Annotated in this window: 11 protein-coding genes; 3 read left to right on the forward strand and 8 right to left on the reverse strand. The window is 41.9% G+C overall.

Features of this window, described 5'->3' with window-relative positions:
* Window positions 1-9: 9 nt before the first annotated feature.
* Both NT175_10830 and nuoE read right to left on the reverse strand, forming a co-directional pair.
* Window positions 10-1,788: an NADH-quinone oxidoreductase subunit NuoF gene (locus NT175_10830; protein ID MCX6235191.1), complete on the reverse strand. Its 1,779-nt coding sequence runs from the start codon at window positions 1,786-1,788 to the stop codon at window positions 10-12.
* 40 nt (window positions 1,789-1,828) lie between these two features.
* Window positions 1,829-2,347, reverse strand: a complete 519-nt coding sequence (nuoE, locus tag NT175_10835) for an NADH-quinone oxidoreductase subunit NuoE (GenBank protein MCX6235192.1) — start codon at window positions 2,345-2,347, stop codon at window positions 1,829-1,831.
* A 216-nt stretch (window positions 2,348-2,563) separates the two neighbouring features.
* Here nuoE and NT175_10840 point away from each other — a divergent pair, with 216 nt between their 5' ends.
* Window positions 2,564-3,766 (forward strand): glycosyltransferase family 87 protein, encoded by a 1,203-nt coding sequence (locus tag NT175_10840; protein ID MCX6235193.1) that lies wholly within the window; start codon window positions 2,564-2,566, stop codon window positions 3,764-3,766.
* A gap of 31 nt (window positions 3,767-3,797) precedes the next feature.
* Here NT175_10840 and NT175_10845 read toward each other — a convergent pair whose 3' ends face one another.
* The 6 genes from NT175_10845 to NT175_10870 form a co-directional block, all read right to left on the reverse strand.
* Window positions 3,798-5,054 (reverse strand): DEAD/DEAH box helicase, encoded by a 1,257-nt coding sequence (locus tag NT175_10845; protein ID MCX6235194.1) that lies wholly within the window; start codon window positions 5,052-5,054, stop codon window positions 3,798-3,800.
* Between the two features lie 369 nt (window positions 5,055-5,423).
* The gene (locus NT175_10850; GenBank protein ID MCX6235195.1) at window positions 5,424-5,717 is read right to left on the reverse strand and encodes a transcriptional regulator; all 294 of its coding nucleotides are present in this window, start codon (window positions 5,715-5,717) and stop codon (window positions 5,424-5,426) included.
* Between the two features lie 12 nt (window positions 5,718-5,729).
* Window positions 5,730-6,302, reverse strand: coding sequence for a hypothetical protein (locus NT175_10855; GenBank protein MCX6235196.1), 573 nt, complete (start codon window positions 6,300-6,302; stop codon window positions 5,730-5,732).
* Between the two features lie 543 nt (window positions 6,303-6,845).
* Window positions 6,846-8,234, reverse strand: a complete 1,389-nt coding sequence (gltA, locus tag NT175_10860) for an NADPH-dependent glutamate synthase (protein MCX6235197.1) — start codon at window positions 8,232-8,234, stop codon at window positions 6,846-6,848.
* A gap of 435 nt (window positions 8,235-8,669) precedes the next feature.
* A complete protein-coding gene (locus tag NT175_10865) occupies window positions 8,670-9,494 on the reverse strand; it encodes a sulfide/dihydroorotate dehydrogenase-like FAD/NAD-binding protein (protein ID MCX6235198.1) in 825 nt (274 codons plus the stop codon).
* Window positions 9,495-9,541: 47 nt separating this feature from the next.
* The gene (locus NT175_10870) at window positions 9,542-10,396 is read right to left on the reverse strand and encodes a hypothetical protein (GenBank protein ID MCX6235199.1); all 855 of its coding nucleotides are present in this window, start codon (window positions 10,394-10,396) and stop codon (window positions 9,542-9,544) included.
* Between the two features lie 307 nt (window positions 10,397-10,703).
* Between NT175_10870 and NT175_10875 the strand changes: the two genes are divergently transcribed.
* Window positions 10,704-11,156, forward strand: coding sequence for an NAD(P)H-dependent oxidoreductase subunit E (locus NT175_10875; protein MCX6235200.1), 453 nt, complete (start codon window positions 10,704-10,706; stop codon window positions 11,154-11,156).
* The gene (locus NT175_10880) at window positions 11,149-13,014 is read left to right on the forward strand and encodes an NADH-quinone oxidoreductase subunit NuoF (protein MCX6235201.1); all 1,866 of its coding nucleotides are present in this window, start codon (window positions 11,149-11,151) and stop codon (window positions 13,012-13,014) included. Before NT175_10875 ends, NT175_10880 begins: the two co-directional genes overlap by 8 nt.
* Window positions 13,015-13,025: the final 11 nt, after the last annotated feature.

A 13,025-nucleotide genomic window follows, 5' to 3' on the forward strand; every position in this document is an offset into this window, starting at 1 on the left:
GATCAAAAGCTATGATACTTTAATCGCATCAAACTTACACTTGGTGAAGCATACACCGCATTTTATGCAGATATCCTGGCGGATAAAATGAATCTGTTTCCGTTCGCCGGTGATGGCTTCGACAGGACAGTTTTTAGCGCATACGGTGCAACCGGTGCAATTATCAGGAATGACCTCGTAGGTCAGCAGTTGCTTACAGACTTTGGCAGGACATTTTTTATCACGGATGTGTGCCTCATATTCATCCCTGAAATATTTGATGGTGGTCAGCACAGGATTGAGGGCAGTTTGCCCCAGTCCGCACAGTGAGCTGTCTTTGATCTGATACGACAGGTCGATAAGACGTTCAATATCGCCTTCTTGTCCTTTCCCTGAAGTGATGCGTTCGAGCATTTCCAGCATACGTTTTGTTCCAACCCGGCAGAAGGTGCATTTGCCGCAGGATTCCTTCTGTGTGAAGTCGAGGAAGAACCGGGCAATATCCACCATGCAGGTATTCTCATCCATCACCACCATGCCGCCTGAACCCATGATGGCACCTGTGGCATTCAGTGAGTCATAGTCGACGAGGGTCTCGCCGAGGTAGGCCGGGATACAGCCCCCCGAGGGACCGCCAAGCTGGACAGCTTTGAAACGTTTATCTTCACGTATGCCGCCGCCAAGTTTAAAGATAATATCATTGATAGTAATGCCCATGGGCACTTCCACAAGCCCGGAACGTTTTATCTTGCCTGCCAGTGCAAAAACCTTGGTGCCTTTGCTTTTGGCAGTGCCATATTTGGCATAGGCCGGAGCGCCATTCTGGATGATCCATGGGATATTGGCATAGGTCTCTACGTTGTTAATATTGGTAGGTCTTTTCCACAGCCCGGATGTAGCAGGGAAGGGGGGTTTCTTGCGTGGCATGCCGCGTTCACCTTCCACGGAGGCAATGAGAGCGGTTTCCTCACCGCAGACAAAAGCACCGGCACCCTCTTTTATAAAAATATCGAAGTGAAAACCATCCATACCGAGGATGTTTTTACCGAGATAGCCTTTTACTCTGGCCTGCTGAAGGGCTATGTTCAATCGTTTGATGGCCAGGGGATATTCAGCCCGGCAATAGATCACACCTTCTGTGGCTTCGATGGCATAGGCGGCAATGATCATGCCTTCGATGACTGAGTGCGGATCGCCTTCCAGCACTGAACGGTCCATGAAAGCACCCGGGTCGCCTTCATCGGCATTGCAAATGATGTATTTCTCCGGCGCTTTGTTGTCATTGGCCAGTTTCCATTTGAGGCCTGTGGGGAATCCTGCACCACCGCGTCCGCGTAAACCGGAATCAATGATCGACTGGATAATGTCCAGACGCGGTATGCGCTGACCGGCAATGCGCTTTAGAGCTCTATACCCGTTGCGGGCTTCATATTCTTCTATGCTCTCAGGATCAATATAGCCGCAATTGCGCAGAACGATCTTCACCTGGTTGTCGATGAACTCCTTGTCTTTTGTGTCAAACAGATCGCTATGAACAATATATTCCCTGATAGGATTCTTCTCAACGACATGTCTTTCGATGACTTCGATGACCTTTCCTTCATCGATTTCACCATAAAGGTACGAACCTGTGTCGTCGATAACTTCTACCAGAGGTTCCCTGTAACACATGCCAATACAGCTGGTTTTTTTGAGTTCGAAGTCGAGGTTGTCGGCTTTCTGCAAGGCTTTGATCTTTTCATAGGTCTTCACCGCTCCGGCTGCAATACCGCAACTTCCCAAACCAACAATGACTTTTGTTTTTTCCATATTTCTGCGATTAACTCTGAAACGAGGCAATCAGGGCATTTTAAATATTCTCCCTGATCTTGATATTTTTGATGATCTTAATGGCTTCCTTTCCGGTAAGCTTGCCAGAGGTTTCATCTCCAATCATCATCACCGGGGCGAGGGAGCAACAGCCCAGGCAGGCGACGGATTCCAGGGTGAACAGCCCATCATCGGTTGTTTCACCTTCAGTGATATTCAAGGATTCCTTGATAGAGTCCGAAATGGAGTTGGCATTCTGTACATGACAGGCGGTACCATGACACACCTTGATGATATGCCGCCCTACAGGATTAAGCCTGAACTGGGCATAGAATGTGGCCACCCCATACATATCGCTCAGATTGATACCGGTGTCGTCCGATATCTTTTCAAATGCTTCACGGGGTATATATCCGAATATATCCTGTGTGCCTTGTAATAAGGGTATGAGATTGCCTTTTTTGTCCCTGTATTTTTTAATTAAAGGATCAAGCAATGACAGGTCGACAGGACCCTGATTTTTTACTCCCGGATTTGTCCGAATCCTTGTAATACGCATGGTTTACATCTTTTTTAAGACCGGGTAAAAATAAAAAATGTTTTGGAGTCGGTGTTAATGGAATAACAATTTATATCAGGTCTAAATAATTGAAAATGGGATGTCACTGTGTAAAAGTTGTCATCCCTTTTACCTGACAATAATGAAGATTTTTTTAATTTTATTCCGTCCTGTAGATAACTCTCCATGAAGATGTTTATTTCTGAAGCACCCCATATGATCCGGAAGGATAAATCGGTTTTTGGTTTTACTGTTTTTGCATTTCTTGTCTTCATTCTGATTTTTACGATTGAAAACATTAACCACCGTTTCTGGCTAACCGACTTTAAAGTCTACTATCAGGCGGCAAAAACAATGATAATGGGTGGCCGGATTTACTTCATTCAGTTTGACTATGGTGCCGGACTCTATAAATATTCTCCCTTTGTATTATTCTTCTTTCTTCCGTTTTGTATATTCAGTTATAAGGTTGCTGCCATACTCTATTTTGTGATTTTATGTTTCGTGGTCTGGTTCACCTTCATATTACTCCGGAAAATGCTTGACCGGTATTTCTTTACAGATAGGATTAAAAACGAAGGATTACTTCTCTCATTCGCCTTGATTTGTATAATGCTTCATGTTGTAAAGGAACTTCATCTGGGGAATTTCAATGCCGTGCTTTTGCTTCTTTGCTGTCTGTCGTTATGGAATTGCCTGAGAAACCGAAATATTTTAGGCGGAATCCTTTTTGGCATTGTGGTGCTGACCAAACCCTATTTCCTGATCCTGATTCTCCCGCTACTATTCAGAAAAAACTGGAAAGCCCTTGCGGGGATGGTCTTTACATTGGTGGTTGGATTCTGGCTCCCCTTATTTTTTCTGGGTCCTGCAAACGGATGGGAATTACACCTCGAGTGGTTTAAAACCATGTTTTTGCATCAGGATATTTATCCGGGAGTGAATACCGTTTATTATTTTATCCAGCATTTTATTTACCCGGGATTGCCGGGCTTTTTTCAGCTGGTTATCATTATCCTTTCGGGATTTGTTGCAATCTGGCTTATAATCCGTAACACACACCTTGAGAAAAAATCCAATAATCCCATCAAGATGGCAAATATGGATTTTATTATGGAATGGTTTATTCTTATCGCAGTGATACCTAATCTGGTTAAGACGGATTCAGAACACTTTCTGGTATGTGCTCCGTTGATCACATTTATTATTTATTCCATAAATCAAAGAAAGCTTTACTGGTTTATCCCAATCTTTATATTCCTTATATTTTTGTATGGGGGCAATTCGACTGATCTCTTCGGAAGAGAACTTTCAGATAAGCTATTTTGGATGGGACTGATCGGATTAAGCAATCTTCTACTGCTAATGGTTGCCTTGATATTTCATTTTGACCTGAGAAGGAAAGAAATGCTGGGATGACATTTCGCAAGAGAGGTCATCCCTGTTCCACCTATTTAGACCTTTGGTTTTGGAAATACGTTTTAAGCTGATGCCGTGAAAAACCAGATGTCCCATTCCTGTATGGGCGTCTGAATTTCTGTGAGTCATGCTGCATCAGGGGAGTTTGATCGGCCAAGGGGTATGGATGATCACTCACCACTGGTATTGACCTGGAAATGAGCTTGGAAATATCTCTCAGGTAAGTTTTTTCATCTGTGTCACAGAACGACAGTGCTATTCCTGAGGCTCCCGCTCTTCCGGTACGGCCTATACGGTGAACATACGTCTCAGGAATATTCGGTATATCGAAGTTGATCACGCATGACAGCTCTTCCACATCAATTCCTCTTGATGCAATATCGCTGGCAACGAGTACCCGTGTCTCCCTGTTTTTAAAGTTTTGCAAGGCTTTCTGCCGGGTCGATTGTGATTTATTTCCATGAATGGCTTCAGCTTTTATTCCTTTTTTATTAAGTAACCGCTCCACTTTATCGGCGCCATATTTTGTGCGGGTAAAAACCAGGGCATTGCTTATGGTTTCATCTTTCAAAACATGAATGAGCAGGTCGTTCTTATCCGCTTTACTCACAAAATAAACCGACTGCCCGATAAGATCAGTTGTCGCTGTGACGGGTGTTATCAGCACTTCTTCAGGCTGTTTCAGAATGGTTCCGGCGAGTTTTAAAATTTCCGGTGGTATAGTGGCACAGAAGAAAAGTGATTGTCTTTTGGCAGGCAAAGCCGACATAATTCTCTTGACATCATTGATAAATCCCATGTCAAGCATTCGGTCGGCTTCATCCAGCACGACAATTTCAATGGCCTGCAGGTTGATGTATCCCTGGTCCATAAGGTCCTGCAGCCGGCCTGGAGTGGCGATGAGTATATCTATGCCTCTCTGCAGGGCATTTGTCTGTGGTTTCTGGTGAACCCCACCATACACTACAGTATTCTTTAATGGAATATACCTGCCATAAACATCAAAGCTTTCCCCGATTTGAATGGCAAGCTCTCTCGTTGGAGTGATGATCAATGCTTTTATTTTTCTTCGCCATTTGTCCGTAGATGGTTCTTTATGCAATAGCTGGAGAATAGGAATGGCAAAAGCAGCTGTTTTTCCTGTGCCTGTCTGGGCGCAACCCAGCAGGTCTTTTCCCTGCATAATGACAGGGATGGATTTTTCTTGAATAGGCGTTGGTTGAATATAGCCTTCTGTTACCAATGCCCTCTTGATTGGTTCAATGAGATTTAATGATTCAAATGTCATAAGATGATTTTAATATGATTTAAACAAACAATTATATTTTAATTTATTTCTTGTCAGATAGTTACATAATGATATCCACGCCAGATTGACTCACTGTATCTGACTTTGTCACACTGACTGTAATTGTTTGTTTTAATAGCTTCGGCCCACTTATGTGGCAAACTGGTGAGATACTTTCTTTTGCTGTTGTGGGATTTCGATGATCAATTGGTCTACGGCTGTGCTGGAGTGAATCTCAACTGTTATATCGAACTCTGAATAATTAATACCAACAATTCGCGACAAAGGTAAGTAAAATAGTGCTCCGCACACACGGGCAGAGAAAAATCTTCAATTTCTGTCAAAAGGGATGACATCTGCGAAGAGATGTCATCCTTTATTCACCTTCAGATACTGTTGCAGAGTGATGACATATTTTTCAAATGCAGCAAGACCTTTTGGAGTAATGCGACAGGTAGTCAGCGGATAGTTTTTCCTGAAGCTCTTTTTTACTTCTATATATCCCTCTTCATTCAGCTTACTGATCTGGGCGCTCAGGTTTCCTCGCGTGGCCCCCGTCTTTTCGAGCAGATAATTAAATTCAGCCGACTCAACACTGATAAGCACCGACATGATCGCCAGCCTGAGCTGGGAATGTAATATTGGATCAAGCTCTTCGAACATGGTACATTTCCTTTAATGTTTTAAACGAATGATATAACCCGGTATGAGATAGGCTATTATTATCGATGCTGAAACCATAAGGAGCATATAGTCTTCAGGGATAAAAAACGCGCCCAGTGCAATTACCCAGCAACATATACCTCCAATGATAAGAGGCCGGAATCGCAGAATACCTCCCGAAACAAAGGTGCCCAGGCCATATAGTGAAATGATTAGAGCATTGCAGACAGCCCACGGTATTTTACCGGCAATGGAATAAGCCAGGACTATCAGCAGGGCGAAGAAAAATCCATACCAGAGATAGATGATAGCGGTACTAATATGGGTGCGGTATTTTGTTTTTTTCCCTAACCGTATACCGGCAATGACTGAAATGATCCCACCAATGGTCATGATAACAGGCCAGACAAGAAAGGAATAGAAAAATCCGACTTTTAGCAGGATGAAGTGTGCTAAGCTGGCAATCAAAACCAGCCAACCCCATAAAAGATAAAAGAAGGCATTCTCCTTGATTTGTGTTTTTGAATTTTCGATCATCTCATAAATAATGTTGAGCTTTTCGTTGTGATCTAATTGTGTTTCCATAATGAAAGAGTTTAATGATTAATGGTTTTATAAATTGATTTTTAAACATATACGCCGGTCGTTCAGAGCTTCCGGAAGTATTTTATTATTTATTTTGGGTGATAAATTTTATAAACATGATGCAAAAGTAAACAAGTTTATTTAATAAACAAACATTTTATTAAAATTTTAAATAATTTTTTTGAAAATTTATTCTGAACAATTAAAAAGTTATTTTAAAATTTCTAAAGTAAATTAACGAAGTCAATCGAAATTAGCATATGTCGAAGACAAAGTGCATACTCATTCTTTCCAATATGTGTTCGGGCTCGAGCGCATGTCAGAACCTCCTGACTAAGTTTCCGCATGTTAGTCATATTGCCAGGACCCGACATATTGAGTATGAAACCTATGAATGACCGGGCAGGAATTAAAATATGGCCTGTATACAGGGATATATCACGGTTTCTTTATCGCCGAATGTATCCATTGATATGTGAATATGTAAAAATCAAATGGAAATTGTGGAACCGTCCCTATCCCATCCTCTTCAGGTGAAAGTGATCAGCTCGCCTTTTGGGTCTTTGAAGTGGCCAATTTCGTCAGTTTCTCATGCATAGCCCTGGCTGCTATCCTTCCGGCGCCCATAGCCAGAATAACAGTAGCAGACCCGGTAACAATATCTCCTCCGGCATATACAAATTCTTTTGAAGTCTCTCCTGTTTCAGGATTTGCTTCGATATAACCCCGTTTATTCAGTTTTATATCAGGAGTAGACTTGAAAAGTATGGGATTGGGTCCATTTCCTACAGCTACGATGGCCAGGTCACATTCAATGGTATAGTTTGAACCTTCCACTGGAATAGGTCTTCTCCTTCCGGAAGAATCTGGTTCACCGAGTTGCATTTGAATACATTCAATACCCTTGATCAGCTTTGTATCTGTTCCAAGGTATCGGACAGGGCTGTTAAGCAGCTTGAATTTAATGCCCTCTTGTTCAGCGTGATGGACTTCTTCCTGTCGTGCCGGGAGTTCCTGCCTTGATCTCCTGTAAATGATTGTCACCTCGTTTGCACCGGTGCGAATGGCTGTGCGTGCGCAATCCATGGCGACGTTACCACCACCAATGACGGCTACTTTATTACCTCTGGGCATTGGTGTGTCATATTCGGGGAATCGATAGGCTTTCATCAGGTTCATCCGGGTGAGGTATTCATTGGCTGAGAAAATATTGCCGAGGCTTTCTCCTTCAATGCCCATGAACCAAGGCAATCCTGCTCCTACACCGACATACACCGCATTGAAATGTTGTAGCAATTCCTCTACTGTAAGTATATTGCCGATGATATGATTTAGTTCAAAACGTACACCAAGCTTTCTCAGGTAATCAATCTCAGACTGGACAATGGACTTGGGTAACCGGAATTCAGGAATACCATAAGTCAATACTCCGCCTGACTCATGCAACGCTTCGAATACGGTAACTTCATAGCCCAGCTGACGCATATCGGCGGCAACCGTTAATCCTCCCGGACCGGAACCGATAACAGCGATTTTCATACCAGTGGAATGTTTAATTTCGGGGACAGTAACCAGATCCATTTTCCTTTCGTAATCGGCAACAAACCGTTCCAATCTTCCAATGGCCACGGGTTCATCTCTTTTACCGAGAATACATTGGGATTCACACTGGTTTTCCTGCGGACAGACACGGCCACAAATGGACGGTAGAACGTTGGTTTCCTTGATCTTTTTTACTGCCGCGTTGAACTTTTCTTCCGTAATAAGCCTTATAAAAGATGGTATATCTACATTCACAGGACATCCATTAACACATTTCGGGACTTTACATTGCAAACATCTTCCGGCTTCCAGCAAAGCTAACTCTGAGGTAAATCCATAGGGCACTTCCTGGAAATTTTCGATGCGGAGTTTCCTGTCCTGTTCAGGCATATCCTGGCGGGGAATCTTCAGTTTAATGGTCTTTTCGTCATCCTTGGTTATCCCATGCCATTCACACCCATGCTTCAAACAGAAATAGAAAGGTATCAGTTTGGCATAGGCAGAAACAATAGCTTCACCCACTTTTGATCCGCATTCACCACATTTGACATTCGGATTTATGAGGCTTTTCTTGCATTGAGGACACAGCAGATCATCCAGCGAATCGCCTTTATCGACATGAATAGATGTTTTTATGTCAAACACATCAAGAAATGGGCTGAGCTTCAGAATAAGATCCTGGCCTTTATAAATGCCATTAAATACCAGTGACTTCTCGTGTTGTCTTTCAACATTGAATGTCTTACTGCAGTGGGGGCAGTAAAAGCTCAGATAGGTTTTGTATTTTAGATATCTGACGTCTTGTTCAAACATTTCTTAAAACTTTTATCTGATTGAAAATAAAAGCGATTCCTTTTCATCCTGGATATACAAAGTGTTTCTTTTATCCAGTTCATCAAAATCAACAAGATGCCCATCAAAATCAGGTCCATCCACACAACAGAATTTAAGTTCATTGTTAACCTTAACCCTGCATCCTCCGCACATGCCAGTTCCATCAATCATGATAGGATTGAGGCTTACCAGGGTGCGAATATTATGCTGCTTGGTTAATTTGCATACATTTTTCATCATTATTATCGGCCCGATGGCATACACCAGCTTGATATCCTGTCTTTCATTGATGTACTTGCCAAGGGGCATTGTAACGAATCCCCTCTCTCCATAACTGCCATCATCAGTGGTGATAACAAGTTCATCGCAGATGGATGTCATTTCGTTTTCTAGAATAAGCAAGTCTTTCTCCTTGGCTCCAATGATGCCGATCACGAAATTTCCTGCTTTTTTAAAAGCTTTAGCTACATGATGAAGGATGGCAATGCCCGTTCCGCCTCCAACCATCACGACTGTCCCAAACTTTTCAACTTCAGCAGGTCTTCCCAAAGGCCCAACGACATCCCGTATTATATCGCCTTCCTTTAGCGATCTCATAAGTGCAGTTGTTTTACCAACGACCTGGAAGATGATTGTTATAATGCCGGCAAAGTCGTCCTTATCAGCAACTGTTAACGGTATCCTTTCTCCGGTTTCATTTACCCTGATAATTACAAACTGTCCGGCTTTTATTTTTTTTGCAATCTTAGGAGCATCAATATCCATACGAATGATCGTCCCCTTCGCCATCACTTGTTTTCTCTTTATCTGAAACATAATTAATACAACGTTTAATGCTTCATCAAATTATTATCTCAATACCATCACCATTCGAGACTATCCTCCAATTGAATGTCATATAGATCTTCCTCACTTAATCCATGCCATCTGCAACCTTTTTTTGAACAGATAAAAAAATCGATAATTTTTTTGGAAGCACTGACAGCGATTTTTGCAGTGGGTGATCCACATACCTGGCATGTTACCTTTTCATCGATTAAACTGGTGTCACAATGGTTGCATTTTATATTTTTTACTACCTGATCTTCTTTCAGAAATACAGTTGATTTTGAGGTAAAGACATTAAGGTAGGGACTCAGTAATACAAAACCTTCCTCATTTCGTTCATTAATGATCTTGAGTTTGATGAGCCCCTGCTCAATCAGTGTCTTATTGCATATTGGACAATAGGTATGAAGATAAGTCCCTGTTTCCAGAATCTCTTTAGAATCGCCGTTTTCGAAAATACCTTCCGGCAGGGGACCAGTAAGATCACCAAGCAGATAAAGCTTTTTCAACGCTACAGAGATGTTCTCAAACTCCAGGAAATGACCTTTGCATTCCGACCGGCTGCAAATATTAGCTTTTCCACCAATGTCTAAAAGCAAAGGTACCATATGAGCATCGCAGTATTCACATTGAATATCACTGGTTATCATTTGATGACATAGCGGACAGGAAAATTTGGCAATCTCACCGGAGGGAATATCAATACTACATCGATAGTTATAACTTTCGTAGATAGAACTAAGAATAATTGTGCCTTTTTGTTCAGATGTTTCAATATTTAAAACAATTCCTGGTTTGCCATCGACAAGTTGATCCTTATCCATGAGGCTTTTCTTGCACAATGGACATTTGACATTCAGGCATATAAAATCAAATAATATATCATCCATAGAGCATCTCTTTTTTAATGAATAATTAATGAGTAATAACTTGTTTTATTAAAGCCCCTACAATTTTATGAATTTTAATCATTCTTCTTTTATTGTTATAGTGAATATTAACCTATTTATAATGAGTTTAAATAATAATCAGTCATTAATTTAGTTATAAAGATATTTTCATATATTTATTTTATAAACAACTAAAATTTTTTTTTTTTTTACTTTTTTTTTTACTTTTATCATTGATTTATCATATCTAATTGGGGAATTGCTGATTAAAGCTAGATTATACCAATAAAGAAATATTTTTTTTTCAATGGAAGAGCCTATTAATGCAATATTAAACCGATATCCAAAATATGATGAAGGGAGTTTAATTCCTATACTCCAGGCGATAGAGAATCATGATGGATATATCTCCCGGGAGGCAATAGAAAAAATATCTCTTCATTTAAGAATTTCGAGAAGCACAGTATATGGTGTAGCATCCTTTTATTCACAGTTCAAGTTTAATCCACCCGGAAGGCATTCCATTAAAATTTGTCTGGGTACCGCCTGTCATGTCCAGGGCGGTGATTTTCTACTGAGTGCATTGAAGCTCGAAACAGGCATAGGCCCGGGTGAAACTTCCGTAGATAAAAGGTTTGACATGGAAAGGGTTGCCTGTCTTGGCTGTTGTGCACTGGCACCGGTAATGATGGTTAACAGGGACATTCATAGCCGTATGTCAGTGATAAAATTAAGAGAGATTCTTAAAAAATATGAATGATTTTAGTCAGATACAACGGGAAGCTTTAGAGGAATGGCAGGCTTTACAGAATGGTTCAGCTCCTGTCGTTTATATCGGGATGGGAAGCTGTGGTCTCGCTTCTGGTGCCGGACAAGTGTGGGAGAAAGTCAGGAAGAGAATATCCCGATCAAGGCAGAAAGTGCATTTGTTAAAGGTAGGATGCATAGGTCCCTGCTATCTGGAACCGTTTCTTGATATCAAGAAACCCGGATCGGTACGCTTAAGCTTTAACAATGTCGATCCGGATAAAGCTGATCAACTCCTGAAGGGTTATATTTTTGGTGGTGAGACCGTATTTAAACCCCTCGGACACTTAGGTGATCCTGATGAGCACATTAACGGGACAAAATCATTCTGGAGCCTTCCTATGCTTAAAAACCAGAAACGGATTGTCCTACGGAATTGTGGTATCATAGATCCCGAAAATATAAAGCATTATATTGCCAGAGATGGATTTCAGGGATTGATAAATGCGTTCCAAAGAGGTCCAGAAAACGTCATCAAGGAAATTGAGATAGCCGGCTTGCGCGGAAGAGGTGGAGCAGGCTTTCCGACTTACAAAAAATGGCAGCTCTGCAGGGACGTCAAAGCCAGTCCGAAATACCTCATTTGTAATGCTGATGAGGGCGACCCCGGTGCTTTTATGAACAGGTCGTTAATAGAAGGTGATCCCTTTGCCCTGCTTGAAGGTATGATGATTGCAGCTTATGCCATCGGAGCGGGATTCGGATATATCTATATACGTGCTGAATATCCGCTGGCTATTGAAAGACTGAAGCTGGCTATAAATCAAATGAAAGATATTGGTCTCATCGGGAAAAATATCCTTGACAGTGGTTTTGATTTTGAAATCCGCCTAAAAGAAGGGGCAGGAGCATTTGTCTGTGGGGAAGAAACCGCACTGATTTCATCCATCGAAGGAAATAGGGGAATGCCTCGCAGCCGGCCTCCTTTTCCTGCTATTTCAGGATTACATGGCAATCCGACAACGATCAATAACGTTGAAACACTGGCCACCATTCCCAATATTCTGAGAAATGGCGGACAATGGTTTGCCGGTTATGGAACAGATAAAAGCAAGGGCACAAAAACCTTTGCACTCGTCGGAAAAGTGAGAAGAACCGGATTAATTGAAGTGCCACTGGGTACAACATTGCGTGAGATCATTTTTGACATTGGTGGTGGCACACTTAAGCCATTTAAAGCTGTACAGACTGGTGGTCCATCAGGAGGCTGTCTTTCAAAAGAATACCTGGACCTGCCCATTGATTATGAATCCCTGACAGCTGCGGGCTCGATTATGGGCTCAGGAGGTCTGATCATCATGGATGAGCACTCCTGCATGGTAGATATAGCCAAATATTTTCTTCGATTTACGAGCAAAGAAAGCTGTGGAAAGTGCACACCATGCCGCATTGGCACACGTAAGATGGTTGAAATTTTGGAGAGAATCACCGAAGGGAATGGTCATTCTGAAGATATTGCCATCCTGGAGAACCTTGCACAGACGGTAAAAAAAGGATCGCTTTGTGGCCTCGGACAGACAGCACCCAATCCGGTGATGACAACACTGAGGTATTTCAGGGAAGAATATACGGCACATATAGATAAAAAACGCTGCCCTGCTGCTGTCTGCCGTGATCTGGTGGTGTACAGGGTAATTAAGGAGAAATGCACCGGTTGTGAGCGTTGTGTGGAAGTATGTCCTGCCAAAGCTATCTCAGGTCCCCGTAGTGAACCACACAATCTGGATCCGACTAAATGTATTAAATGCCGTGCATGTTATGAAATATGTCGGTTTGATGCAATTGCCGGTGATGCTATTGTAATCGAATAGATACAATGAGG

The sequence above is a fragment of the Bacteroidota bacterium genome, assembly GCA_026391695.1.
Lineage (GTDB): Bacteria > Bacteroidota > Bacteroidia > Bacteroidales > JAGONC01 > JAPLDP01.

Bases quoted from the DNA above. Each gene is read 5' to 3' on its own strand.
- NT175_10830 (MCX6235191.1), bottom strand. From the start codon at position 1,788: ATGGAAAAAACAAAAGTCATTGTTGGTTTGGGAAGTTGCGGTATTGCA.
- nuoE (MCX6235192.1), bottom strand. From the start codon at position 2,347: ATGCGTATTACAAGGATTCGGACAAATCCGGGAGTAAAAAATCAGGGT.
- NT175_10840 (MCX6235193.1), top strand. From the start codon at position 2,564: ATGATCCGGAAGGATAAATCGGTTTTTGGTTTTACTGTTTTTGCATTT.
- NT175_10845 (MCX6235194.1), bottom strand. From the start codon at position 5,054: ATGACATTTGAATCATTAAATCTCATTGAACCAATCAAGAGGGCATTG.
- NT175_10850 (MCX6235195.1), bottom strand. From the start codon at position 5,717: ATGTTCGAAGAGCTTGATCCAATATTACATTCCCAGCTCAGGCTGGCG.
- NT175_10855 (MCX6235196.1), bottom strand. From the start codon at position 6,302: ATGGAAACACAATTAGATCACAACGAAAAGCTCAACATTATTTATGAG.
- gltA (MCX6235197.1), bottom strand. From the start codon at position 8,234: ATGCCTGAACAGGACAGGAAACTCCGCATCGAAAATTTCCAGGAAGTG.
- NT175_10865 (MCX6235198.1), bottom strand. From the start codon at position 9,494: ATGTTTCAGATAAAGAGAAAACAAGTGATGGCGAAGGGGACGATCATT.
- NT175_10870 (MCX6235199.1), bottom strand. From the start codon at position 10,396: ATGGATGATATATTATTTGATTTTATATGCCTGAATGTCAAATGTCCA.
- NT175_10875 (MCX6235200.1), top strand. From the start codon at position 10,704: ATGGAAGAGCCTATTAATGCAATATTAAACCGATATCCAAAATATGAT.
- NT175_10880 (MCX6235201.1), top strand. From the start codon at position 11,149: ATGAATGATTTTAGTCAGATACAACGGGAAGCTTTAGAGGAATGGCAG.